Source organism: Xenorhabdus sp. SGI 60, assembly GCF_056632175.1.
Genome location: NZ_CP196860.1, coordinates 1707046 through 1732790 on the forward strand (window position 1 = coordinate 1707046; position 25745 = coordinate 1732790).

At 45.2% G+C, this 25745-nt stretch carries 30 protein-coding genes; 28 read left to right on the forward strand and 2 right to left on the reverse strand.

Going from position 1 to position 25745, the window contains the following annotated elements:
- Positions 1 to 9 precede the first annotated feature (9 nt).
- The 16 genes from ACSJJG_RS08290 to ACSJJG_RS08365 all read left to right on the forward strand — a co-directional run bounded on the left by ACSJJG_RS08290 (position 10) and on the right by ACSJJG_RS08365 (position 11117).
- Positions 10 to 1437, forward strand: coding sequence for an anti-CBASS protein Acb1 family protein (locus ACSJJG_RS08290; RefSeq protein ID WP_189760184.1), 1428 nt, complete (start codon positions 10 to 12; stop codon positions 1435 to 1437).
- Positions 1394 to 2362, forward strand: coding sequence for a structural protein (locus tag ACSJJG_RS08295; protein ID WP_189760183.1), 969 nt, complete (start codon positions 1394 to 1396; stop codon positions 2360 to 2362). Before ACSJJG_RS08290 ends, ACSJJG_RS08295 begins: the two co-directional genes overlap by 44 nt.
- 20 nt (positions 2363 to 2382) lie before the next feature.
- Positions 2383 to 3753, forward strand: coding sequence for a DUF2213 domain-containing protein (locus tag ACSJJG_RS08300; RefSeq protein WP_189760182.1), 1371 nt, complete (start codon positions 2383 to 2385; stop codon positions 3751 to 3753).
- Between the two features lie 5 nt (positions 3754 to 3758).
- The gene (locus tag ACSJJG_RS08305; protein WP_189760181.1) at positions 3759 to 4184 is read left to right on the forward strand and encodes a hypothetical protein; all 426 of its coding nucleotides are present in this window, start codon (positions 3759 to 3761) and stop codon (positions 4182 to 4184) included.
- Positions 4185 to 4194: 10 nt separating this feature from the next.
- Complete coding sequence (locus ACSJJG_RS08310) at positions 4195 to 5280, forward strand: major capsid protein (protein WP_189760180.1); 1086 nt, start codon at positions 4195 to 4197, stop codon at positions 5278 to 5280.
- Positions 5281 to 5289: 9 nt separating this feature from the next.
- Positions 5290 to 5544 carry a hypothetical protein gene (locus ACSJJG_RS08315; RefSeq protein WP_223281742.1) on the forward strand — a complete coding sequence of 85 codons (255 nt, stop codon included), beginning with the start codon at positions 5290 to 5292 and terminating at the stop codon, positions 5542 to 5544.
- Positions 5522 to 5893: a DUF7370 family protein gene (locus tag ACSJJG_RS08320; RefSeq protein WP_223281741.1), complete on the forward strand. Its 372-nt coding sequence runs from the start codon at positions 5522 to 5524 to the stop codon at positions 5891 to 5893. The genes ACSJJG_RS08315 and ACSJJG_RS08320 overlap by 23 nt, the downstream gene beginning before the upstream one ends.
- A gap of 2 nt (positions 5894 to 5895) precedes the next feature.
- Entirely contained in the window at positions 5896 to 6243 is a 348-nt protein-coding gene (locus ACSJJG_RS08325) for a hypothetical protein (RefSeq protein WP_189760179.1), read from the forward strand.
- 1 nt (position 6244) lies between these two features.
- Positions 6245 to 6613: an HK97 gp10 family phage protein gene (locus tag ACSJJG_RS08330; protein WP_189760178.1), complete on the forward strand. Its 369-nt coding sequence runs from the start codon at positions 6245 to 6247 to the stop codon at positions 6611 to 6613.
- Positions 6610 to 6984 carry a phage tail termination protein gene (locus tag ACSJJG_RS08335; protein WP_189760177.1) on the forward strand — a complete coding sequence of 125 codons (375 nt, stop codon included), beginning with the start codon at positions 6610 to 6612 and terminating at the stop codon, positions 6982 to 6984. The genes ACSJJG_RS08330 and ACSJJG_RS08335 overlap by 4 nt, the downstream gene beginning before the upstream one ends.
- Before the next feature lie 49 nt (positions 6985 to 7033).
- Positions 7034 to 7786 carry an Ig-like domain-containing protein gene (locus ACSJJG_RS08340; RefSeq protein ID WP_189760176.1) on the forward strand — a complete coding sequence of 251 codons (753 nt, stop codon included), beginning with the start codon at positions 7034 to 7036 and terminating at the stop codon, positions 7784 to 7786.
- 49 nt (positions 7787 to 7835) lie between these two features.
- Entirely contained in the window at positions 7836 to 8528 is a 693-nt protein-coding gene (locus ACSJJG_RS08345) for a DUF6246 family protein (protein WP_189760175.1), read from the forward strand.
- 166 nt (positions 8529 to 8694) lie between these two features.
- Positions 8695 to 9582, forward strand: a complete 888-nt coding sequence (locus ACSJJG_RS08350; RefSeq protein ID WP_189760174.1) for a DNA-processing protein DprA — start codon at positions 8695 to 8697, stop codon at positions 9580 to 9582.
- Positions 9579 to 10229, forward strand: coding sequence for a hypothetical protein (locus ACSJJG_RS08355; RefSeq protein WP_189760173.1), 651 nt, complete (start codon positions 9579 to 9581; stop codon positions 10227 to 10229). Before ACSJJG_RS08350 ends, ACSJJG_RS08355 begins: the two co-directional genes overlap by 4 nt.
- A gap of 155 nt (positions 10230 to 10384) precedes the next feature.
- On the forward strand, positions 10385 to 10726 hold the full coding sequence (locus ACSJJG_RS08360; RefSeq protein ID WP_189760172.1) for a hypothetical protein: 342 nt from the start codon (positions 10385 to 10387) through the stop codon (positions 10724 to 10726).
- Positions 10716 to 11117 carry a hypothetical protein gene (locus ACSJJG_RS08365; protein WP_189760171.1) on the forward strand — a complete coding sequence of 134 codons (402 nt, stop codon included), beginning with the start codon at positions 10716 to 10718 and terminating at the stop codon, positions 11115 to 11117. The genes ACSJJG_RS08360 and ACSJJG_RS08365 overlap by 11 nt, the downstream gene beginning before the upstream one ends.
- A gap of 25 nt (positions 11118 to 11142) precedes the next feature.
- Here ACSJJG_RS08365 and ACSJJG_RS08370 read toward each other — a convergent pair whose 3' ends face one another.
- Complete coding sequence (locus tag ACSJJG_RS08370; RefSeq protein WP_189760170.1) at positions 11143 to 11331, reverse strand: hypothetical protein; 189 nt, start codon at positions 11329 to 11331, stop codon at positions 11143 to 11145.
- A 110-nt stretch (positions 11332 to 11441) separates the two neighbouring features.
- Here ACSJJG_RS08370 and ACSJJG_RS08375 point away from each other — a divergent pair, with 110 nt between their 5' ends.
- From ACSJJG_RS08375 to ACSJJG_RS08430, 12 genes are all read left to right on the forward strand, one after another.
- A complete protein-coding gene (locus ACSJJG_RS08375) occupies positions 11442 to 11975 on the forward strand; it encodes a hypothetical protein (protein WP_189760169.1) in 534 nt (177 codons plus the stop codon).
- A 146-nt stretch (positions 11976 to 12121) separates the two neighbouring features.
- Positions 12122 to 12292 carry a hypothetical protein gene (locus ACSJJG_RS08380; protein ID WP_189760168.1) on the forward strand — a complete coding sequence of 57 codons (171 nt, stop codon included), beginning with the start codon at positions 12122 to 12124 and terminating at the stop codon, positions 12290 to 12292.
- Between the two features lie 147 nt (positions 12293 to 12439).
- Positions 12440 to 15730 carry a tape measure protein gene (locus ACSJJG_RS08385; protein ID WP_189760167.1) on the forward strand — a complete coding sequence of 1097 codons (3291 nt, stop codon included), beginning with the start codon at positions 12440 to 12442 and terminating at the stop codon, positions 15728 to 15730.
- Between the two features lie 12 nt (positions 15731 to 15742).
- The gene (locus tag ACSJJG_RS08390; RefSeq protein WP_189760166.1) at positions 15743 to 15982 is read left to right on the forward strand and encodes a hypothetical protein; all 240 of its coding nucleotides are present in this window, start codon (positions 15743 to 15745) and stop codon (positions 15980 to 15982) included.
- Positions 15983 to 16162: 180 nt separating this feature from the next.
- Entirely contained in the window at positions 16163 to 16795 is a 633-nt protein-coding gene (locus ACSJJG_RS08395; protein ID WP_189760165.1) for a hypothetical protein, read from the forward strand.
- Positions 16796 to 16863: 68 nt separating this feature from the next.
- Positions 16864 to 17199 (forward strand): phage tail protein, encoded by a 336-nt coding sequence (locus ACSJJG_RS08400; RefSeq protein ID WP_189760164.1) that lies wholly within the window; start codon positions 16864 to 16866, stop codon positions 17197 to 17199.
- Positions 17196 to 17900, forward strand: a complete 705-nt coding sequence (locus tag ACSJJG_RS08405) for a phage minor tail protein L (RefSeq protein WP_189760163.1) — start codon at positions 17196 to 17198, stop codon at positions 17898 to 17900. Before ACSJJG_RS08400 ends, ACSJJG_RS08405 begins: the two co-directional genes overlap by 4 nt.
- Positions 17901 to 17904: 4 nt before the next feature.
- A complete protein-coding gene (locus ACSJJG_RS08410; RefSeq protein ID WP_189760162.1) occupies positions 17905 to 18618 on the forward strand; it encodes a C40 family peptidase in 714 nt (237 codons plus the stop codon).
- The gene (locus ACSJJG_RS08415) at positions 18561 to 19154 is read left to right on the forward strand and encodes a tail assembly protein (protein ID WP_189760161.1); all 594 of its coding nucleotides are present in this window, start codon (positions 18561 to 18563) and stop codon (positions 19152 to 19154) included. The genes ACSJJG_RS08410 and ACSJJG_RS08415 overlap by 58 nt, the downstream gene beginning before the upstream one ends.
- On the forward strand, positions 19154 to 22399 hold the full coding sequence (locus tag ACSJJG_RS08420; RefSeq protein WP_282885464.1) for a TipJ family phage tail tip protein: 3246 nt from the start codon (positions 19154 to 19156) through the stop codon (positions 22397 to 22399). Before ACSJJG_RS08415 ends, ACSJJG_RS08420 begins: the two co-directional genes overlap by 1 nt.
- Positions 22396 to 23448, forward strand: a complete 1053-nt coding sequence (locus ACSJJG_RS08425) for a hypothetical protein (protein WP_189761369.1) — start codon at positions 22396 to 22398, stop codon at positions 23446 to 23448. Before ACSJJG_RS08420 ends, ACSJJG_RS08425 begins: the two co-directional genes overlap by 4 nt.
- Positions 23449 to 23465: 17 nt before the next feature.
- Positions 23466 to 24710 (forward strand): phage tail fiber protein, encoded by a 1245-nt coding sequence (locus ACSJJG_RS08430; protein ID WP_282885463.1) that lies wholly within the window; start codon positions 23466 to 23468, stop codon positions 24708 to 24710.
- Positions 24711 to 25165: 455 nt separating this feature from the next.
- Here ACSJJG_RS08430 and ACSJJG_RS08435 read toward each other — a convergent pair whose 3' ends face one another.
- Positions 25166 to 25432, reverse strand: a complete 267-nt coding sequence (locus tag ACSJJG_RS08435; protein ID WP_481089065.1) for a helix-turn-helix domain-containing protein — start codon at positions 25430 to 25432, stop codon at positions 25166 to 25168.
- Positions 25433 to 25745: the final 313 nt, after the last annotated feature.

A 25745-nucleotide genomic window follows, 5' to 3' on the forward strand; every position in this document is an offset into this window, starting at 1 on the left:
GCGTCTTTCATGAGTAAAAGCAAAACGGAGTTTTTGGTTAATAGCCTAGCTGACACTATCGCCAAACGGATGATCTATGCATCGGGTGGTATCAGCGGCAATACAAAACGCACCAATATCTATTCTGAATTTGGGTATCCCGAACAGCTCAGATTCAGAGAATATTATAACGCCTATGAACGTAATGCCGTGGCACATGCTGCTGTGCATCGTTTACTGGATAGTTGCTGGCAGGATAATCCGACCATCATTGATGGTGAGGAAAAAAGCGAGTCAGACGTCACCAGTTCATGGGAGACAAAAGTAACAAAGTTATTAAAGCGATTCTGGCCGAAAATCAAAGATGCTGATCGCCGCAATATGATTGGTCATTACTCGGCGCTGCTCATTCAAGTTCGGGATAGCAGGGCATGGAGTGAGCCTGTCGATACCACAGTAGTATCACGGTTAAAAGGCGAAGCGCTGGTTAACCTGATACCTGTCTGGGAGCCTCAACTCACAGTGTCTGAATGGGATACTGATATTAATTCAGAAACCTACGGACAGCCGGCGATGTTCAACTTTGATGAGCGGACGATCGGTCAGGTTGAGATACAAGGGCCAGCAAAACAATTAACTATCCATCCATCGCGGGTCATTATTTTGTGCGAGGGGGCCGAGGATGGGAATATTTTCTCAGGAACGCCATTGCTCAGGGCGGGATATAACAAATTGCTGGATGTTGAAAAAGTCTCTGGCGGTAGTTCTGAGGGATTTTTGAAAAACGCCTCTCGTCAAATTGGGGTGGAGTTTGATAAAGAAACTGATTTACACAGCATCACCACTGCGGCAAAACAGGCAGGCTATCCAGATCTCGGGGCAGCACTGGAGGATAAAATCCATAAGCTGAACAGGGGGACGGATTCAGCCGCCGTGATGCAGGCCGGAAAGTTAAACGTATTGTCAGTCACGCCGGGTGACCCAACGCCAACATGGGAAGTAACTACCCGTGAGTTTTGCGCCTCTGTGCAAGTTCCGTTCACTATCCTGTTTGGCACCCAGACGGGAAAGCTGGCCGGTGATAAAGATGACGCCACGTGGAAAGTGCGCTTGAACGGTCGCCGCTGGGGATTTCTGACCCAGTATGTCACTCAACTGATACGGCGGTTGTGGGAAATTGGCGTCATTGAACCGCCAACATCGGGCGAGGTCACTATTGCATGGTCTGACATGCTCGCAGCCAGTGAGCAGGAGAAGATCGACAACATGATTAAGATGGCTGATGCAGCATTGAAAACTCAGCAGGCATTCGGAACGCCGATATTTACACCGAATGAAATACGTACCGTGGGTGAGCTGGAACCGTTGGAAGATGAACCCGAACCGCAGGGCATAACAGGAGATCCACTAACTGATGACCCAGGCCAGAATCGGAACCCCGATAATACCCAGAAATAAAAGCGACCCCACTCAGTCCTACCGCGCAGTTAATAAAATGTTCCGTGATATCGAGCGGCGGTATTACGACATCAAGACGGCTCTCAGGCAATTATTCGACCAGCGATTAAAAGGCAGAACGATAGAAAGCAACGCCAAACTATCCTATGTCATGCACGGCAATACGCTGTATCACGTTAATACAGGGGCCTATGTCTATGACATGACATCAACGCAACTTGCGGATCTGCTAGAGATTCTACAGATTATTTTGGATGATTATTTGCTGGATGGAGGGAAGGATCAGTTATGGGCGTTTAGTTATGTAGCTGATGAATACAAGCGTGGGACACATAGCGCCTATACCAACTTGTCAGCTCAGTCCACCGTCTACGCACAGCAAACCACCCTCTCAGTATTGCTATCAACCCCAGCCTATCAAAATCAGATTGCTACGGCATTTGTAGAAGCCTATAGCGACTGGAAAGGAATTTCTGACGCTGCCAGGGCTGATTTATCGAATGTAATAACTGATGCCATAGCTCGTGGGGTGAGTCCAAGAGAGACGGCCGCTATTGTCAGTAAGCGCCTTGATGTCTCAATGGGGTTAGCAAAGAACATCGCCCAAACGGAACAAGTTGGCGCATTGCGGCGTGCTAACTGGAATGAAGCAGATTGGGCGCAAGAACGATTGGGCCTAAATATCCAATTACTTTGGTTATCTGCCCTGAAGCCAACCACCAGATGGTGGCACGCAGTAAGGCACGGAAAGACCTACACCAAGCAAGAAGTTGAAGGGTTTTACTCTAAAAAAGGGAATCGTTACCGCTGTTTTTGTGCACAGCAACCTGTGGTGCTGGACGATGACGGCAAGCTGTATAACAAAGGGTTAACTGAACGCCTAACGGAAGAGAGCAAGGCGTGGGAATCTGAATCATCTAAGTAATAATTCAATGAGGTCAAGAAATGGGATTCTTTGGAATTCATGTTAAGTCACTGGCCTTAAACTCCTCCAATATCTCAACTGAAATTATTGATGGTGATGAGCATATCGTCATTCGTGGCGTAGTGCCTGTCGTTGATGATGTTGTGATGAACGGGGGATTATATCCCGCCAGTGAAATTAACAAGAGCTATCAGTCAATGGAGGGTAAACAGGTTCCTTACGGACACCCGAAAATTGACGGTCAGTATATATCTGCTGACACACCAAGGGCAGTAAATCAATTCCATATCGGCGCATGGGCTGAAAACGTCCGCAAAGATGGTGACAAGGTTGTTATGGATGTGAAAGTTAATCGGCGCTTTGCTGATTCAACTGATAAGGGAAAGGAATTTTTATCCCGTATTGATGATGTACTAGCGGGTAATAGCTCCGAACCAATCCATGTTTCAACAGGGCTACTATTACAGCGCGAGCAGAACAAAGGCAAGTCTAAGGGTAAGGCGTATACATGGATTGCCCGCAACATGCACTTTGACCATATTGCCGTATTGTCAGTCAGCGAACCGGGTGCAGCCACACCAGAAGAAGGTGTTGGAATGTTTGTTAATGCTGCGGGTGAAAAAATTGAAGTTGAACAGGTCAATTTGTCTGATGCCTCAAACTGCACCGAAGAAAGGCTGATAGATAAAGCGAGGTTTTTCTTTACTAACGCCTCCAACTTCTCTTTTGACGATATCTATTCCGCACTGAGAACGAAATTAAAAGCCACCTATACCGATGATGACTGGCCTTACCCTGAGACAGTCTGGCCTGACAAATTCATCTATTACCGATCCGGTAAAACCTACCGACAAAAATATCTCATGAACGATGACGGTACAGCCGAACTCGTTGGGGAGCCTATTGAAGTTGTGCGCAAGCCGACCGAATACGAAGAAGTCAAAACCAACAAGGAACACAACCCGATGAAAGACATGATCATCAATGCCCTGAAAGCGGCAAATCAAGCTACCGATGGCAAATCAGATGAAGAGCTGTTGACAGCGTATAACGCGCTTAAGGAGAAAGAGAAGCAGGATAAGGACAAAAAAGAACAAGAAGAAAAGGAGAAAAAGGAAAAGGCGACAAACTCAAACGACATGCCTGATTGGGCAAAGCTGATGAGTAACGAGCTTAAGGATCTGAAAAGCGTCCTGACCGCCAATGCAGACAAAGAAAAGGCTGACAAACGCGCCGCTGTCAAAGCGAAATTTGGTCTGGATGACACCGCCGTTAACGCACTGGATGGTGCGGCACTCGATGGCTTCTATGCACAATGCCAGTCCTCAACGGGACTGAATTCTGCGTTTACTAATAACAATTCTGAATCATTTACCTCTATGCCGGAGTAATAGAAATGGCGAAAAACGGAAAACATGTAATTCATGCGGGCGGTGTGTTTATCAACCCTATGCTAAACCGAGAAGGTGCGGCGGCGGTGGATACTCTGCCCGGCACTATTGGGTATTTTGACAAAGGCAAGTTCAAAGCTTCAGTAGATGGCAAAGAAGCGGTGATCCTTTATGTCGCCAATATCGACTATCTCCGTTGTCAGACAGTGGATGATCCTATCACGGCGGGTGGTGTGGTTGTCGGCATTCACCCAATGACGGGGATGTTCCTGAATGTCCGTGCGACAGAGGGGATCTACAAAAAGGGGCAGGCGGTAGCGGTCGCTAATGGTCAGATTAAAGCCATCAGTGATGGAGCTGCATTTGCCTATATCGAAGAAGACAGCATCACCGCCAAAGCGGGTGATCTGGTTCGTGTGGTTTTTAAGTAAGGAGGCATGAATGTTTGTATTTTCAACCCAAAGGGCAACCGAAACCGGAAACCTTGAGGCTAATCAGGCTCAGTTTAATGAACTGACATTAGCACGGAACTCTTCTGCTCAAGCGGTCGCGGATTTTATTTCCCGCGCTCGCTTTCGTAGTGAAAATGCTCCGCAACTCGATGCAGTCAATGCTATCGACGATATTCGTCGCCTGTACCGGACGTATGACCAGACCGTGCTGGCGGAGTTCGAGCCTAACACTGAGTTTACACTTCTGAATGACCTGATGCCGCTGTCGCGCTCTGTTCGTCTGGAAGAGTCTGTCTATGAGTACGCTCGTACAGGTGGCAAAGGCTGGGCGCATACGTCCATGAGTGGTCAAATTGGTGCCGCATTGGATGCGCGTGCGTATTCATTCGATGGAACAATGGTGCCGATTCACGACTCTGGATTCAAATTCCAATGGCGTGATCCGATTTTTAACAAAGGTTCAGCGCTAGCATCTTTGGCGGATGCCCAACGGGGTTCGGTTGGCAGCGTTCGCCGTCAGTACATGGACTACATCTTCAACGGCTTCAAAGACAGCGAAGGCAACTATGTTCAGTTTGACGGCAAAACATGGAAAGGCTTGAAGGCAGATGAACGCGTTGGCATGGTGGATTTGGGGGCTGCTGGCCTGAATATCGATTTCACCAAATCGGATGCCAAGTCCACTCGTGAAGGCGCTATTGCACTCCGTGACACTCTGCGCCTGAAAAACTTCATGTATGCCGAGCAGACTTGGTATGTCTCCGGTGACATCCTGTCTCACTGGGAGAAGATTTACTTTGATGTCAATGCAACTCGTACTGTACTGGAAGAAATCAAGCGCCTAACTGGTATCAAAGAAATTAAGGAAGATTTTGAACTGAAAGGTAACGAAATTCTGGTTGTACCTTTGAGTGCTGGCGTTATCTCTCCTATCGTTGGTCAAGCATTTGGTACGGTGGCAGACCCTCGCCAATACTACAACTCAGACTACGTATGGCGTACATGGGGTGCGGCTGGCCTGATGGTCAAGACCGATATCAACAACAAGCACGGCGTTCTGTTCGCTAAAGGATAAGGAAGCATTATGGCACTGGTAAAAGTGATTGCAGGCAATCTGTTTTCTGGTGCCAACCTCCAAAAACTGGAGGTTGGTGATTTTGCGGAAGTGGATCAGCTTACGGCGCAGCGATGGGCGGCAATTGGGTTGGTGGAGTTAATTGAAGACCGAGTGTTTGAGGTAGCAACACCGCCTCAAGATTCTTCTGATACTAAGCCTGATAAGCCCCTAAAAGGTAAAGGAAAGGGGGATAAACCCGATGGTGCAGATAACGCTGAATGATATCAAGCCCATGATCGGCGAATTGGGGTTTACGCTGCCTGATACGGTGCTTCAATTGCTGTTGGAGCAAGTGAATGCCAAATCTGAATGCCTGTCTGCTAATTATGATGAGTCAACGCAAACGCAAAAGCTATTGCTTATTTACGCCACTGTCCGTTTGGCCTCCCTATCAGGTGCAAGAAAGATTGCCTCGCAGGGTTCACCATCTGGTGGCTCGCGTTCATTCAATTATGATTCAGCCGGTACAGATTACCTGCTTAAACAAATCAGGGCATGGGACAAACACAATTGCCTGTCTGATTTGCCGCTGGAGAGTAAATCTGTCGGATTCTTTGACGTGGTAGGGTGATCATGAGCAGTGTTGCTAATTGGGCTTATACCGCCCCTTGCACTTTCTGGAAACAATTAGGAACTGATGAGTATGGCCGACCGCTTGGTTATGAAGCGCCGAAAATCATCCAGTGTGATTATCAGGGGGGCCTGTCCAGCAAACTATCCGGTGTGGGTACTGAACTGGTTGCCAAAAATACTTTCTGGACGGAGTTCGCGGACGCGTCTATTGGGGATTATATCCTGATTGGCGAATCGCCAGATCCGAACCCTGTTGCTGCCGGTGCTGATGAAATCAAATTCACTACCCGCTATGCCGACACCTTTGAGCGCTTGGCTGATGATTACGTATTAGTGACAGGAGCGTGATATGGGTGCCAAGGTCAGGGGTATTCGTGAAGCTAAATCAAGGCTTCACGCTTTAATCGGTGATATACGTGGGCGAAAAGTGGTTCGAGCGATGTATAAGGCTCTGTATATCGGTAGTGCTCAGGCCGCGCTTTATACGCCGATTGATACTTCCACGCTGATTAACTCCCAATTTCGTGATGTTCGCTTTGAAGGAGTGCGGTTGACTGGGCGCGTGGGCTATTCTGCGAATTATGCCGTTTATGTCCACGATCCTAACGTGAAGCAGGATTTTCGCCGGGCGACCGCGAAGAAGGAGTTCCTAAAACAGGGTTTTGATGAGATGAGAAGTGAGATAGATAAAGTCGTCGCTCAGGAGCTGAAACTATGATGACCTTTGAGCAATTCCGCCATTATCTGGCAAAAGCGGGACTGATTGGCGGTTTTAAGATCCAGATGCTCAACTGGATTGAGCAAAAAGGCGATGGCGGTCAGACGCAATACATGGTCTTTCAGCCTGCTGGCGGAACTGGTCGGCTGGATGATTTAGGGGCTGATGACAATGTTCAGGTAATTTTGGTCAGCGGACAAAATAACCCGCAACCCGTCATTCAACGAGCGCAGGAAATACTCGATCATGTCGCCTCTCACCCCGATGATGATTGCTTAACGTCTGTTTTTAATCTTGGCGGTTTGACAGCTCCCATCCCCACCCAAGAGAACCGGTACGTTATCCGGTTACTATTCCGCTGCACATCATAACAGGTCGCTTAATGCGACTTTTTTATTTCTATTAGTAGAGGTTATTCACATGGCAGATTGCCCGGTAGAAACCAACAAACTCATTGGTCGTAACGCTATTATTCGCATTGCACAGGGCTGTCCTGATGCAGTGCCAAATCAATCTGCGTTTTTTCGAATAGGCGCATTGACCACCAAATCATTTGACCTGTCACCCAATACCCTGACATCTGAGGCTGATGATTCAAAAGGGCTGGTGGAAAGCGTTGTAACCAGTATGGACTTAACTATCAGCTTTGATGGTGAATATCGCAAGAGGGACAAGAACGATGACTTTGGGCCATTGCGTTTGTTGAAGGAAATCCCGAAGGAGGTTCAAGCGGGTCGCCAGCCGGCGTATTGGGTACAAATGGACTTCACAGGCGAAGATGCACTTGTACTACAGGCGTACATGGTATTTACGTCATGGTCATCTCAGTTTGGCTCTAGCGAGTTTGCTACATACTCTGGCGAACTGAAAGTCAGTGACGCTGATACCGTTGAATGGTTAATTGAAGAGGTTGCAGTGCAATCAGTTTCGGTTAATCCTCAGTCATTGACGGTAGCCGTAGGGAAAACTGGCTCATTCGTAGTTAATTTCAGTCCTGCTGATGCTACTGATAAAACCTATACCGCGGTATCAGACAAACCCAGCATTGCGACAGTGAGCCAGATAGGTAACGTGGTAACAGTGAAAGGTATCGCGGATGGCTCTGCAAACGTCACAGTGAAAACGCGGGACGGCAATAAATCCGCAAAATGTGCAGTGACCGTCACGGCATAACATTACAAAGGGCGCTTACGAGTGCCCTTGATAATGTTCAGGAGGAATTATGACACCTATTTTAGATATTGGTGAGATGGTTATCTCTACTGATAAAACCGATTATTTACTGCGCCCCTCTTTCTCTGCAATGACACGTATCGGTACACCTCGACAGATTGTGGAGACGTACACTTTGCTCAATGGAGCAGAAACTCAGGAGTTAATTAACCGCGCACTTTTGGCTTACGGCACACTTCCCGACTGGCTGATTAAACTGATGCGAAAACCCGCATTTGGCCGCAATATCCTGTCAACGGCCATGATAGTGATACAGGCGTGCTGTAACGATGACGTGGAAGAGCTGATCGGTGAATGGCGTCCGGGGCGAAGAGGAGTCGTGTACCGTTTGGGTAGTTTGCCAATTAATGACATCATTGTCATTGCCCGCGAACTGATAACGCACGGTGTTATCGGTCGGGTTAAAATCAGGAAACTCCAGCGGCATGAAGGGAAGGAAGAGTTTTCTGACCAGTTTAAAGCCATTGAATACATCAACGCAGCTCGAGCCCATTTCAATATGTCCCGTCAAGAAGCTAAGCAGTTAACGATGACTGAGTTTCAGATGATGCTAAAAGCTAAGTTCCCTGATGAGAAAGGCTTCACGCGGGCTGAGTACGATGCGGTTATTGATGCCGATGATCAGCGTACTAACGACTTGATAAGCGGCAAGCGAAGGTTGGTGAGTATGAAAAAACAGTAACACCAAACTAAAATGATATTGATTGCGGTAAATTCTAAATGATTTTTTAGTTGATTTTTGATGTACTAGTAAGTGCTACAGCTTACTGGCCGTATTATAAATAATACGCAATTCGCTAACTTATTGATTTAATGATTTTTAGCGCCATTAGAAACAGGGTGAATAAATGTTACAGCTTGATTTCGGTTCTCCAAATGCTTTTGAACGAGCTATCTCACCATTTGAAGAGATGGCTGCGTATGAGGCTTTGTGGTCTGAGCAAGGAGCAACATTCAAAACCATCGCAGATAAATTTAGACAATTCCCCGATACTGTGCCCTCTGAATTGGTTCCCGAAAATGTCAGAACGGAATTTAAGGAAATTCTGAAAGATATTTTTACTCAATACTCAGTTGAGAATTTTGGAGTTAGGGTGCATGGAGCTAATGAATATCCTGAAAAGCTAAGGGATGCCAAACACCCAATAGAGATTCTGTACTATCAAGGGTGGTGGGATCTCGTGAATACACGTGGTGTTGCTGTTGTAGGTTCCCGTAAAGTATCGGAGGAAGGGAAACGGAGAACAAGAAAGCTCGTTCATTGTTTGGTGAATGACAAGTTTACTATTATCTCTGGCTTAGCTGAGGGGGTTGACACTGAGGCTCATAAAACAGCCTTAAAATTAGGTGGAAATACCATTGCTGTCATTGGAACTCCGCTATCTCATTTCTACCCAAAACAGAACAGTGAACTACAAAAATTTATTAGAGAAAACTATCTACTGATTAGCCAAGTTCCATTTAAACGTTATCTAGATCAAGATTTTCGTGCGAACAGATTGTTCTTTCCTGAGCGCAATGTAACCATGTCTGCGTTATCAGAAGCTACGATTATTGTAGAAGCATCTGATACATCTGGGACTCTGACACAGGCTAGAGCTGCTCTTAATCAAGGTAGGAAGCTGTTTATACTGGAAAGCTGTTTTCAAAACAGTTCTATTTCTTGGCCTGCAAAATATGAAGCTCTTGGTGCTATCAGGGTTAGAGATTATCAGGATATCAGGGAACATATGTGACATATCGCCTTACTCAGATTGATGAACTAACGCGGAATTATCACTATCATCTTACTGGTGATGACGTTTGCTATTATTATGGCGAATACACTTCTGGTAGGAATTATATTCATAGTGATACCAATCAGTTAATTTGGAATTTGAAAAAAAGCGTGAGAACGTCAAATCCTAATGAGCTTAGATATAAACAGAGGGCTATCTTTGAAGTGGCTCAGTTAGTGGCTCGTATTGGCAATCTTAAAGATATCACTTTTGTTCCTGTCCCTCCTTCCAAATGTGAAACAGATCCTGAATATGATAACAGAATGGAATTTATTCTTAAGGAAGCTAAGTTAATTAATCCTGAACTTGATTATAGAAAATTAATCACTCAACGAAATTCTATGGCTGCATCACATACAGCCACAAATAGACCTAGTCCAGAAGAGATTGCTGCTAATTATATCTTTGATAGCAACCTTGCTATCGGCATTAGACCATCTATAGTGATCTTTGATGATGTGTTAACGGCAGGAAGTCACTATAAGGCGATGAAAACAGTCATCAAGCAGCATATTCCCCACGTGGAGATAATAGGACTGTTTATTGCAAGAACCGTTCGCGAATCTGATTTTGATGATTTTGATGACCTAACCAAGCAATCTTAGCCCTTGGTTATTTCTCTAATAGACGTTCCCCCGCACTTGCAGAGACAAACCACTTTAATTAAATAACCATCACATAGAAGCCACTTAATTGTGGCTTTTTGCTTTGTCGTTTAGTTAAATTTATTTGACTTTTAAATCAAAGCAAGGAAATTTAGATGAAAATAGCACCAATAATTACTTTGGTAGGCCTTATATATACTCTGCCATCGTTTGCCGATGATTGCATTGGCTATGGAAGCTATCAGACGTGCACTAAATCAAGTAAAAATGCACAAGGTGATGATGTTATTGAATCATATGACTCGGAAGGTAATTCATACTCTATAACATCGGGTTCAAGAGAACATAGTGATGGTTCATCCGAGGTGTTTTCTGTTGATAGCGAAGGAAATGAATATTCAATTAAAAGCTGGTGTGATTCTTCAGGTTGTCACAGTAGAGACAGTGAAGGTAACACTTGTACCGTAACTAGTTCCGGTGAAATGATTGGCTGTTGAGGATAAGAAAGTGATAAAGAAATTACTGGCAGTGGTAGCATTAGCTTCTGTGAGTTTTTTTGCTAAATCAGCCATAACTGATAGACCTTTAACTCAACAGGAAATAAGTTTGGTTGAAGCCGAAGTGAAGGCGAGCCTAAAAGATCCAGGCAGTGCAAAATTCAAACATGTCAATCTAATACAAGATAGTGAAAGTTCGATAGATGTGTACTGTGGTCAGGTTAACGCGAAAAACTCATATGGTGGATATGTCGGCTTTAAACCGTTCATGGTAATACTATTGACGAATCAAAAAAACGAAAGAAAGGCTATGACACTACCAGAAGGAGAGGAATCTTCAACAATAAAGGAAAAAGCCACCATGAAGCAATGCGCTAATCATGGTTACTAGACAGAGTAATCGTTACTAAGCCCCATCACGGGGCTTTTTGGGCTAGAGGCTCAATAGGGTGGTGCTCTGCTTCATATGTTTCGATCAACAGTACCATTGCTTCCATATAAGTAAATTCAGGTGTGCCAACTTCGGATTGATTATCAAAAAGCGGTGCTATTGCTTTCAGAGTATCCTGATATTCCTGTTCTGTTTTGATAGGTTTTAAATTCATTAATCACCTCAAAATCGCTGTCAGGTTATTAATCAGACTAATATGTAGGTTACTATTATATAAAGATAAGATAAAATATCTTAATTAATTCATAATAAGAGAAATGGCAAATGTTTAATCTTGAACATATAGGAATTGTAGTGAGAAATAATATTCAGGCTATCGTTGATGTTCTTGGACTTAACCTTGCCGTTGGGGATATTTCAGATGAGGACTATTTTCTTTTATCTCAGGGATATGGAGAACTTTGTTGGGATGACAGTTTGTCTAGAGTAGGAAACAGATCAGACAAATTTGAGTTTTGTATCAAACTAGTAGAATGTGGAAATGTACAGGGAGCGCCAGCGGGCTTAGCCTTGTGTGTATATTCGGTGGATGAGAAAACTTTCGAAATTCATATGATAGAGAATTTCCGGAGGGAAGATAAAAACCATCCATTATATGGAAAAATGTTTCAGCTTACGTTGATGGCTGCTTATTTATTTTGCAAGTCTACAGAAGGTGAGTATGTTCGAGTTATTGAACCAGTTAAAGAAGTGATACCTTATTATGAATCTTATGGATTCAATATGCTTGGATGCGGGTATATAATGGAGGTCAATGTAGCAAATATTGAAACGGTATTCAAAAAGCTTGCAACTTGATAAAAAAAGCACTAGACACTAAATTTTATAGTGATAGGATACGAAAATCATTTAAGCATTACTTAATTTATTAATAGAAATATTAAGAATGTCAGTATCTTATATGGTTGATAAACCATTGAGAGAAGAACCTCTTAGGAGTGATTATGTCAAAGCAAAAGGCAACCATGAAAGACGTTAAATTTGATACGCAGCAGGTATATACTGCTATGGGTGCGGCTGTTGACCTGTTAATTAAAGCTGCTCCGGCTATGCTTGCAGATAAACCAGATGTCGAGCTTCAAGGAAAGCGTAAGCACCATAAAAAAGCCGCATGAATTTAAGTAGCTATCAACTAAACCCGCCAACCGAGCGGGTTTTTCATTTCTAGATACATGTATCAATATAATTAATTCAATTTTAGTCACTCTATTAATCAATAACCCTGCCATCTGGCAGGGTTTTATTTTTTCAGGAGCTAGAAAATGGCAGAAGTTCGCGTAGGTAATATCGTTTATCAAGTATCAATGGATGTAGCTCAACTGCTGGAGGCGAATCACCGGTTAGACTCGCGTATGGGGCAATTGGAGCAGCGTTTTAATCAAACAGGGAGAGCGGTTAATGGGGCAGAAAAGGCATTATTGAGCCTATCAAGAGCGGCAACTGCGGTAACTGCGGCATTGTCTGTCGAAAAGATAGCGGGTTATGCCGATGCGTGGGTTACAGTAAATAACAAGCTGGTTAACGCCACTAAAGCAAATGAATCACTAGCAGAGGTATCTGAACGTGTATTCACTATCGCCCAGAATTCCCGCGCTAGTCTGGATTCCACGGCTGCACTATATGGTCGCCTTGAAAGAGCTACCCGCGCTTATGGTACATCGGCTGATGATGTGGCGAAATTAACTGAAACGGTAGCAAAAGGTCTGGTGGTTTCAGGTGCTACTGCTGCGGAATCATCAAGCGTCATGATTCAGTTCTCGCAGGCTATGGCTTCTGGCGTTCTGCGTGGTGAAGAATTTAACTCCATGTCTGAGAACGGAAGTCGCCTGATTGCGGCATTGAGTGATCACCTCGGGGTTAACATTGGTCAGCTCAGGAAGATGGCAGCGGAGGGGAAATTAACGTCTACGGTCGTAGCTCAGGCTTTTCTAGCTCAGGCAGGAACTATTGCTAAAGAGTTTGATAAAACCTCAGCGACTATGAGCCAGTCAATAGAAATGGCGGCTAACAATATGACTCGATTCTTTGGTCAATCAACCACAGTTCAAACAGCGCTTAAAGCATTTAATAGCACTCTGGTTACTGTTAGTGAAAACATGGATCTTGTTGCGGGTGCTGCAACCGCCTTAGCTGCCGTTATGGGTTCAAGGATGGTTGGCGCGATGACATTAGCGGCAAGCCAAAAGATAACAAATGTCAGAGCTTCTATAGCCTTAGCACAAGCTAATAAAGTGGAAGCAGAAAGTGCATTACACGCCGCCACTATGACATTACGTAAAGCAGAAATGGATAAAATTGCAGCTATTGAGGCGGTACGCCATGCCGAAGCCGAATATGCAGTTGTAAAGGGAACTGATGCGGAAGCAGCAGCACTTGCCAGACTAAATGCTGCCCGCGTTACAGCAACAACAGCAACAGGGGCGTATAAAACTGCACAGGAAGCGGCTACCGCTGCTCAAATCAGGCATACGACGGCTGTCAATGCTGCAAGTGTTGCAATGAACGGACTTAAGGGGGCAATGGCGTTATTAGGTGGGCCATTGGGCATAGTTATGCTGGCAGCAACAGCTCTCTACTACTTCCATGACCAGGCAGAAAATGCGAAAAATGAAGCCAAGGATTTATCTAACACAGTTGAAACTCTGACTGGTAATTTAAAAGAGATGAATAAAGCTCAACTTGAGGCAAATAAAGTTAAGTTAGAGCGAAAATTGGCTGAACAGCAAGAGCAGGTAAAAAAACAGGAAACAAAAGTAAGCGGTCTTCAATGGGAAGTCGATCACAATGGTGGCTTTATTTATTCAAAAAGGTCTGAGGAGGAAATGAAAAAGCTCAGGGATGATTTAGCTATCGCCAAGGGTGAGCGTGAGGACATGAAAACTGTCGAAAATAATTATAAAGAAGCTATCGCTCTGACCAGTAAGGCTCTCGCTGAAAACACCAAGCTAACCAATGAGAACGCTGATGCTAATAAGAACAGAAGCGGAGATGTTGATCAGGCATCTGACAAAGCGGCTGATTTTATTACCAAACTCAAGCAAGAAAACGAATTGCTCAGGACTAAAAAAGGGCTAGAACGAGACTTAAAAGCCGCAGAATTAAAGGGCAAAGCAGCAGGTGCAAGCCCTGAACAGCAAAAACAAATAGCAGATTTGGTGAAAAGCAACAAAGAACTAGAGGACGCAGAAAAAAAACGAGAGGATGCGAAGAAGGAAGCAGAAAACGCAGCTAAAAAGGCGGCTGATGAAGCTAAACGTCGATCTGATGATATTACCGCCGCGCTCAAACGCCAGCGTGACGAAATAGACCGCCTCAAAACTGGCTACGAAGAGAGTAGTCTCGCAATGGCTCAATATGATGCTGCTAAAGCCATGCCGGAAGGTTCATCCCCTGAACAGATTAAAAAAGCCAGAAGAAATGCCGCAGAAAGGTACGATCTTGAAAAAGATGCAGAAGCTCGGAAGTGGGCGCTTGAACAGGATTCTTTAGCTAAATCCAAAAAGGCAATGGATGAAGAACTGGAACATTTGAGGCGCGTCAAGGTTCAGGGCTTGATTGAAATAGAAGAGTTTAATAAACGCGAGCAAGAAATAAGAGAGCGCTATAAGAATAGAGCCGTAGAAGAAGAGAAACAGCGCAAAATTAATGAAGCTGTGTCACCTACTATGAATGCTCTTGGCGAGTTTGACCCAGTGCAAAACCTCATTAATGAACATAAGAGAAAAATAGCAGCTATCACAGATTTCGAGCAGAGACATACAGAGCTGAAAGAACAAGCCGAATCAGCTAGAGCCACTATCGAAAAGAAATATCAAGAAGACCTTGCTACCGCCCAATGGGAGCAATGGAAAGGCCAGAGTGAGATGTATCAGTTTATGGGGAGCGCGGTTGAAGCACTAGGCCAACGTTCAGCCAATGCCATTACCGGATTGTTAACCGGCACCCAGACCGCTAATGAGGCCATGCGTAACCTTGCACTGACCATCACCAATGAGGCAGTCTCAGCACTGGTTCAGATGGGGATGCAGCAAATTAAGAACATGATTATGGGTAAAGCATTGGCCGCGGCATCAACAGCAACAACTATGGCTCAAGCAGCTGCGGCTCAAGCTGCATGGGCACCTGCTGCCCTTAGCGCCTCCATTGCGACATTGGGAACGGCGGCGGCTACAGGAACCACCGCTTACATGTCCTCTCTGGCTGCAAGTAAGGCGTTTGCAATTGCTGGCGCTCGTAAAAACGGTGGTCCAGTCAGCCCGAACGGTGCTTACCGTATTGGTGAAAATAATAAGCCTGAGATATTTAAGGCCAATAATGGTAATCAATATCTGGTACCTGGTGATAGGGGCAAGGTGATTAGTAATAGGGAGATGGGCGGTGGCAATGGGAGGTCTGTGATTTACCAGCCAACATTTCAAATCTCAATCAGTACGCAGGGCGGAGTTACTGAGCAAGATGCCAGAATGCTTTCAAATATCATTGATGCTAAAATGAACGATTTTGTCGTGAACCAGATGAGAGACAATGGTCTCTTTGAAAAAATTGGATATTAAAAAGGAAAAATAATGAGATTTCTGATTACGAAAGTTACCTACCACTCTAATTATGATATTGGTAAGGGCCTTGTTTTTGGTGGGCAAACTATTGATGTGGCGATTGATGTTTACACTGAAGATAGTGAAAGGTGCCAGCTTAATACGTGGGTTGAGTTACCATACAGCAAGAAATTAACGCTTGAAGAAATGGAAAATAAAGCCATAGAAATGGCAAAAGAAAAGCTCAAGATGATATTGGGTCAGATCTGAGAATAATCCGCTTCGGCGGGGTTTGGTCATTTAAATAGCAACAAATTGATACATTTCAATCATCAACGAAACAAATAAAATACAGTTTTTACTGTTGAACCCTAGGTTCAAAGGGGCTAATATTACCTCAGTTATATTTATCTATGAGCTAAATATTGAATCTTTTGATTAGGGGGCTGCATGCCATTGCATCTTAAAAATATAGATAAAATTGCTGCTGATTTCAGTCACCTGAATGAATCTAAGCGCAATGGTGATCTGTATGATGCGCTTAATCCATTGGCTCATGAGATCACAAAAGGTGTTGATGAATTAATTCTACCTCCGGGTTATCGGCTTATTCGGGTAGATGAACGGCTGGATATAAACAAAACTCACTTTGAGCTGGCTTTACTGTGTGATGTTACACATGAAGTCGTTTATTACAACAAAGTGATAATAACTGATGATGTAGAGTTGAAGTGCAGACCTGTATCTCAAGTGTTGCTTTGGCGCACAAAGAAACCAAAGCACAATGCGGCTCTAAATGGCTTTGCCTCAAAAATATTCTTCCATTATCTAATCAAAAGTTATGACGTAATAGTTTCTGATGTTAATCAGACGCATGAAGGAATGTCATTCTGGCAAGGCAGGATGTATGAAGCGCTGGAGTACAACCTATATGTCTATGGTTATGATGTGATGAGTGGTGAAGTTAGGCAAATATCTAATCAGGATGAAGTCGGTGATTATCAATCTTGGTTATGGGGAAGCGAAGAACATCACCCACACCGATTAGCCATCATATCGAAAATAGTGCTACCAAATAACTAAACCCGCCAAGTGCGGGTTTTCATTTATATCAACAAGCCCTCTTCGGAGGGTTTTTTATTGGGTGAAGTATGACAAAATCAGAATTTAAATGGCGGCCACAGGATAACTATGAAGTCAGCCATGAACCGCGAGTAAAGGTTATCCGATTTGGCGATGGCTACGAACAGCGCATCAAGGACGGCATTAATAATCAGCTCAAAAAGTACCAACTCAGCTTTGTCGAGAAAGCAGACACGGGACGCGCTATTGATGAGTTTCTACGGGCGCGAGGCGCGGTGGAGTCATTCACATGGCTAACCAGTGATGATAACCAGTTGCGCACTTTCGTTTGCCGTTCGTGGACAGTGAATCGACAGCGGCTGATGTGGTCCATTAGTTGTGTCTTTGAAGAGGTGGTTGCGTGAGAGATATTCCAAAAGAAATGCGGATTGAGGTTACCGAATTGGCTCAGAATGCCATTCTCAATCTGTATGAAATCGATTTAACGGCCTTTGGGGGCGATATCTACCGTTTTCATGATGGTATGAACGGAAAGTTACAGCCGGTTATCTGGCAAGGAATGCGCTATGAGCCTTATCCGGTTGAGGTGACAGGGTTTGAGATGAGCGGTAAAGGCCCCAGTTCCAGACCGAAAATGGTTTTTGCCAATATTAACGGGTTCATTACGGCAATAAATCAGGATTTCAATGATGCGTTAGGTGCGGTAGTGACACGCCATCAAGTGCCTGAGATTTATCTGGATGCAGTGAATTTCCCGAACGGTAACCCACAGGCCGATCCAACACGAGAGGCGGTGAGCAAATACCTGATAGAACAGAAACAAGATTCCAATGCTGACTTCGTGACTTATGTACTTGCCTTGCCCAGTGAAACTGATGGTGCGTTAATTCCGGCACGGGTGATTCAGGCTGATATTTGTTGCTGGCAGTATCGTTCTGCTGATTGTGGCTATGATGGCCCACCCGTGGCAGATGAAAAGGACCAGCCAACCACTAATCCACTGAAAGATCGATGTTCAAAAAAGTACAGCGGCTGTGTTAAACGCTTCCCCCGCCCTTTATCCATGCCATTTGGCGGCTTTCTGGGTGCCAATAAACTAGGTTAATACCATGCTTGAACAAGACATTATCGCCCACGCGAAAGCGGAAGGGGTGAGGGAATCGTGCGGCCTAATTTCGGGTGGGCGCTATTTTCCGTGCCGTAATATTTCACCAGATCCTGAGAACTACTTCGAAATTAATCCTGATGACTGGATAACCGCAGAATGTTTTGCCGATATTGAGGCCATCGTTCACAGTCACCCAAATGGTAAGCCTCGCCTGAGTACAGGAGACAGGGAGCAGCAAATTAAAACGGGCTTACCGTGGTGGTTAGCCTGTGGTGATTGGGTGTATAAATTCCGCCCTGTTCCACGGTTATTGGGTCGGGAATTTATTCACGGCGTGCAGGATTGCTACTCGCTCATCCGGGACGCTTATCATCTTGCAGGTATCGAGTTAATAGATGCCGAGCGTGAGGATGAATGGTGGAACAAAGGGCAAAATCTTTATATTGATAACAGTCTCAGTCAGGGTTTTGAGCGGGTTGATGAAATTCATCCCGGCGACATCATTCTTATCTGCTTAGGTAGCCAAACGCCCTGTCACGGGGCTATCTATATCGGTAATCAGCAAATACTACACCATAGACCAGACCGTATCAGTAAACGCGATGTTTATGACGGTTATTGGCTTAGATACACACATTCAGTATGGAGACATAAACAATGGTCAAGTTACAGCTTGGAGGCCATCTTAGAAGATTTGGCCGTCGCTACGAATTAGAGGTACGTGACGCCGCAGAAGCGGTCAGGTGCTTGTGTTATCAGTTAAAAGGATTCCAACAAGCACTGTCTGACGGGTATATCCGCATTCGTATTGCGGGGCGGGACATGACAGAAAAGAGTGTTCCGGCTGGCATGAATCACCCACTCAATGATGGTGATATTGTCACGATTGTGCCTATTGTTAGCGGTGCTGGCGGAAACATGGGAGTCGGCATGGCTATTCTGGGTGTTGTTGCTGTAGGTGCCGCATTTTTTACCGGAGGGGCTTCGATTGCAGCATGGGCGAGTATGGGTATGGCTGGCACAGTAGCAACTGGTTTAGCTATTGCAGGCGTTGCATTAATCGGTGCAGGGTTGGCATCTATGCTCACCAAGATGCCAAATGGCCCAGAAATGGGTTCTAGCAAAACGGAAGGCAATAAGTATTTCAACTCACTGGAAAATCGTATTGGACAAGGGCATCCGGTTCCGATTGCCTACGGTGAGATAGTTGTAGGTTCAAATGTGATTTCGCAAGGTTTGGAGACGGAATAATGGGAAAAGGTGGCGGTGGTGGCAGTACACCCAGATTGCTTGATGATAACTTGAAAAATAAACAGTTTCTGAAAATTGTTGATCTGATTGGGGAAGGACAAATCGAGGGACCTGTTGGTGGATTGCACGGGTTCAGGATAAACGGGACGCCGGTCGTCGATAAAGACGGCAATCCCAATATCAATGGTGTTACTGTTCAGTGGCGTGCTGGCACTCAATCCCAAGAGCCACTCAGCGACTATCCATTCGTTGAGAGTGAGATACCTGTCAGTGTCGAAGTTAAGAAAGAAACTCCCATCCTCAGATCGGTATCCAGTCAGGATGTAGATCGGGTTCGCTTTACAGTGGGTGTCAGCCAGCTTGTTCAGACCGATAGCAAAGGTAATCAAAATAATACCTCAGTAGAGTTGGCTATTGATGTGAATGACGGTTCTGGTTGGTATAACGCAAAAGTTGTACAGATAGGTCCAGCTAAAATCAGCGGACAATATCTGGAATCTCATACCATTGACGCACCGAAGAAAAAACCGTTTCAAATCAGGGTATCTCGATTAACGGAGGACAGCAAGAGCGACCAACTTCGCAACGGTACGGTATGGGCCAGCTATACCGAAATTACCGATACCTTGATGAGCTACCCCAATAGTGCTGTGGTTGGTATGCGTATTGACCGCTCACAGTTTGCCGATACCCCCAAACGTACCTACCACATCAAGGGGATGATTGTGCAGGTGCCAGATAACTACAACCCAGAAACCCGTGAATATAAGGGCGTATGGACAGGACGCTTTAAGCCAGCGTACACAAATAATCCAGCATGGATTTTCTACGATTTGGTCACCAATACCCGTTATGGCATCGGGAAACTGATGGGGCCTTTCGGTTGTGACAAATTCGCGCTCTATGCCATCGCTCAATACTGCGATCAGTTAGTTCCTGATGGATTTGGCGGGACCGAACCCCGTTTTACCTGTAATGCATATATAGCCACTCAACGCAAAGCGCGGGATGTTCTGGATGATTTGGCATCCGTATTCCGTGGTATGCAGGTATGGGACGGTTTGAAACTGACTGCATTTCAGGACAGGCCATCCGATCCTGTGTGGACATTCACGAATGCCAACGTAGTTGAGGGAAAATTTAACTACAGTTCTGCTGCAAAGAAAGCCCGCCACACCATGATTGAGGTTACATGGACTAACCCCGATAATGGCTGGAAAGACGAGCGGGAAATCATTCAGGATGATGAGCTGGTGGCCCGTTTGGGGATTAATGTCAAAAAAGTGGCAGCATTTGGCTGCACCAGTCGTGGACAGGCTCACCGTGTTGGTAAATGGATCATCGAAACCGAGAAACTTGAAACCGATTCCGTGACGTTCAGCACGGGTCGTGAGGGTATCAATTGCATACCAGGTGATATTGTTGAAATTGCTGATAACACATTTGCAGCGGCGCGTATTGGCGGGCGCGTACTTTCATTTTCAGGCAAAACTGTTCACATTGATGCCCCCGCCGAATTCGCAAAGGGGGAATCGGGTTATTTCTCTTATATGGGAAGCGAAGGCAAGTTTGTTCGGGTTGATATTGAGTCCGTCAATGGTGATGTTGTCACACTGAAAGATGAACCTAAAGGATTGCGGCAATGGGGTGTGTTCTCCATTTCCAAGCGATCACTCGTCACGCGTCTATTCAGAGTCATGAGTATTGCAGAGGACAACAAAACAGGTAATTACAATTTTACCTGTATTCAGCACGAACCCCAAAAAGAGGCTATTGTTGATAATGGAGCCGATTTTAAGGGCGACCCTGCCACACAAAACGTGATCCGTATTCCCAATATTGAACGCTTGAGCATTGCCTATGTTCTGGATAGTTCACAGGTACAGGCGCGGGCGATGTGGGCGACTACCACAGTTAACCGCAATATCACCTTTGATGTGACGGTTTATCGTGGCAATAAAGTGGTTTCCAGCGGCAATACAAAAGAGCTGGAATATTATTTTAATGGGCTGGGTGCAGGAAACTACATGGTGGGCGTTCGCGCCCGTGATGGCAGCGGAATGTTAGGCGATGAATCTAAGGTTCAGATGGTAATTGGTGCACCCGCCGCACCTTCTGTCGTTAACATTGAACCCGGATTTTTTGAGTTAAAAGCCATTCCTCATATCAGTGCACCAAAGACACTGGACACTCAGTTTGAATTCTGGTTCTCAGAAAAACAGATCATCAATATTAACGAGATTGAGGCAAAAGCTGATTTTCTGGGTATTGCGAAATTCTGGATAAAAGGCCAATTAAAAGCTGGAACACCTTACTGGTTTTACGTCCGCAGCATCAATGAATTCGGTAGATCGCATTTCGTTGAGGCGGTCGGCGAACCCAATGACAACACAAGGGAGCTTTTGGGTGAATTAGGCAACAAATTCATGACCGCCGAAGCCGGAAAACGCCTGCAATCTGACATGAACTGGATCAATGAAACTGCCCTCATCCTCACCGGCGCCCAGCAGCAATTATCCCGAGAGCTGATGGTGCGTGATGGGGAAAATAAAGCGCAGATTAGCGAATTGTGGCAGGTCAGGGCGACGGATAATGAGGCGTGGGCGCAGAAACTCACGGAATTGCGTACCAATATCGGGAACACTGACGACAGCGTCAACCGGATTGCAGCGGATGTAATAGACAACAAGCAGGCAGTATCCAATACACAGAAAGCGGTCGCTGAGTCAACACAGCAGGTTCAGGCGCAGTTCAGGGAACAGCAGGCCATCATCAACAGCAAAATGCAGGCGGAATTTAACCAGTCCGGTAACGGTTATGCCATCCATAGTGTGAATATCACCATCAAGCACAATGGCCGGAATTACAACGCGGCGGGCATGGTGATCAGTGGTGAAGTGAAGAACGGTAATCTGGAGTCGTATATCGGATTTTCTGCCAATAACTTTGCGTTCTATAACCCCGTTAATGGCAGGATGGAGCCATTTATGGTGGTTAAAAATGGACAGTTGTTTGTCAGAGAGGCGTTTATTGATATGGCGAATATCAGGCAACTATTGGTTGGACTGGATATTAAATCCACGAATTACATTCCCAATCAGCGGGGCTTTCGGATTGACGCTAAAACTGGATACATTGAGATAAACGGTTCAGGAAATGGTTACCGGGTGCAGATCAAAGATTCAGGCTGGTATATGTTTGACAACAACGGCAGGGCAATCATTGAACTGGGGGAATTCTTATGAGTGGTTACGGGCTAAAAATTGTCAATCCACACGATGGGACCAGCTTTATTTTTAATGAGAAAACAACACCTGCCAGCCTGGTATGGACTGATTATGTCGCCAAAAATACACAGGGGATTCATCAAAGCCCGACTGACTGGCGGCATTATGAATGGGAGTGTCAAATCAAAATCCCGGTGGGCTATCAGGCACATGTCTATCCCGTTGGGTTCACAGAATTTCATCAAGATCGCTCAGGAAATGGATTCAGATTAACGGGGTTTTCTGAGCGAATTCGGTTCTCTCAGAATGGGGAAAACGTCATCGTCGATGGCCTGAGTTTACAGAATGTTTTTGATAATTGGCTCACGGAGCTGATAAAAATTATCGCGTACCCGCTGATGTTGGGTGGCAGGGCGGGATTAAAAATATTAAACAACAGTAATTTTAATACCAGCGTTCCGCCTGCCGGATTTGGTTATGTTTCCCATAAAGCGCGTGTGTATATACAGGGGCGATTTAACCCGGCGTCAATAGATCCCAGACTCAATTACGGAAATTGTCTGATGTTTTTTTACAATGAAGACCCGGCGTGCATGTTGGTTCACCGAGAAGGTTATTACAGCTGTAACAGGTACGATGGCGGTGACAGGGCGGGGTGGTATCGGGTTGTGGTTTTTTCTGACATCGGCGTTAAGGAGCGGCTCGAAGGTAAGGGATATGGCCTTAAACTTAGAAACAAGGACGGGGTTATTACCTTTAACTCCGGCGTTGGTGTGCTGACCAAACCCGTAAGTCTGGATGTCAGCAACAGAAAGCTGGGTGACATCATCCCCACAGCGGGGATACAACGCCCGATGTTGGTGCCTGCCTGGATAGGACATCATCTGTGGATGGACGGGAGTACCGCCTACAGCCGAGATTTGTCACTGACCTGCAATGGGGAGGGGGCGTTATTTGTTGGTTCAGGAAGGAGCGCATACCATAAGGCGAGCCAGTGGGGAACGACCAACTATACCACAAAACAACCCATTCTTATCTTGGACGCTGCCAGTTATTTCAATTTTTAATTTCTCAGGAACACACTATGCTCTATAAACAAGGCACGATTTCCACCGTGTCCGGCTCGGCTATTGTCCGCGGCACGGGCACCAAATTTATCTCGAACATCAACGGCGTTGCACCCGGACAGATTATATTGATCCAGTCCGGCAACGGTAATTTAATCCACATGATTCAGGCGGTGAACTCTGATACCGAACTGGTACTGGCTAGTAATGTTGCTGTTACCCTGAATAACACGAAATACCAGATTCAGGTTACCGTTCCTGATTCCGCCTCCGATGCCGTCCGGCATATTGTGGCCAACACCACCTACGTCACTCAATTTCTCCAGAACATGGACAAATGGATGTCACAGAATGGCGTGGTTGATGTGACCTTACCGAATGGACAGACCGTGTCATTGCAGTCGATACGGGCATTGCAGGCGGCGATGCTGGATAAAAATAAAAACGGGGCGGATATTCCAAACAAACCGGAGTTTGTAAAAAACCTTGGTTTGGTAACTCAGCAATGGGTAATAGATAATGGTTCTGGGTTTATCCAATATAAACCAATTGCTCCGACCGCCCTTACCGAGTTCACGTCGTGGATTAAATCGTTACCGAATGGTGGACATGCATTCCGTTTTGGAGCGCATGACGGGGAAATAGGTTACAAATGGTCATGTGGTTATGTAACACGAGCGGGGGATACATGGGCTGGATTCGTTGCACACTATAATCGGGGTGTTGCAGTCGTCCATGGTAGTGATGATGGTGGTTCTACAAAAGTGAGTTATTTGTGGACTAATAAAAATGCATGGAAAGATAGTAACGGCTACCTGAGAGCATCCTCCCCCCTCATCCAAATCCACCCCGATGGCAAGTTTACCACCAACGACGAATCGGAGGGTGCTACCGTCACTAAACTCGGCATCGGTCATTATCAAATATCCGGTGTGCTGGGTTATAACGCTGACGGGGCATGGGGTGTACATGGTGGTATCTCGTCGCCGAAGAACAATAACGGGCTGGAACTCATCTACATTGATGATCAGGTGCAAAAGGACGGCTGCATCACCATCAAGACATTCCACCGTCAGCACACCCATTTACCTAAGCAGTTCCAGAACAAGCGGATAAAAGACATCGTGGACGGTGAAAAGGTCTACTATGCCGATGCTGAACCCTGTGACATCCCCGAAGGTTGCCGATTAGATGTCCGTGTCCAGATGCCGGAGGATTCGGTGTGGAATCTGAGGCAGGGAAAATCAATTGAGACAGAATAGAGAGATGCTTCTCCCATACTTCTTTAATGGAGTTGAGGAATGAGTGACATATTGGTGACGCACCACTGTGTCATTAGCGTGCCATCAATATGTCACTATACGACACTTTTTGGGTTTGTGAATACTGATTTATCATTTAAAATCAATTTGTTAATATGAGATAGGTAAACTCTTAATCAATTGGTTACAGGTTCGAACCCTGTACGACCCACCAGATTTAACAATGACTTACGCTAATATCGTGAGTCCTTTTCTTTTTCAAGGATACCGATAGGATACCCTTTCGAAGTAGTAGAAAGTATAACGGGTTAATGTAATTACTGTACAAAACCAACAGCATACAAGAACAAAAAAACCTTGATCTTAAAAAATGGTTAAATCTTGCTCCATTTTTAATCTCAAGGCTCATATCAAAAATTATTCTTTTCACAAAATAAATAACATTGGGTAAGTAATTATTGCTGTGGTTGATTTCTAACCTTTCGCTCAATAAGCTGACCACGTTGATCAAAATAACGGCTAGGCCAGATTTCTGAGGGATGCACTTCGAGATAGTTAGCGATGATCCATTCGCCTTTAGGCCACGGACGGCTAAGAGTATTTGCCAGTGTAGATGAACTGAGTCCCGCCTCACGAGAAACGGCTGCTAAGGTTGTACCACGCTTACGTAATGCAGCAATAATATCGGCTTGATGCCAATCATTTCTGATATTGTTATTCATTCCTGCTACCCCTTCCATTAATTGAAAAAATTGATGGTGGTGATTCAAGCAAGGTTCGCATTACCGGGTCAAGATTCCGGTGAGGCCGAAGCCTCCCCTACCTGAATCACCATTGAAAGGGTGATAACAAGTACTGGTAGAAACTTCCTACCAGTATTCTTGACTCAGGGATGCGAAGCCCTGACCATCGGGTTTTACCAATGGCGGGGGTACTTTAACTGATTGGTTTAACTGGTTCAATAAGCGAATCAGTATAAACGCTTAACTTTTTGCGTTATGTGCTATTAAATGAGCTAAGACACCCCCACTGCAG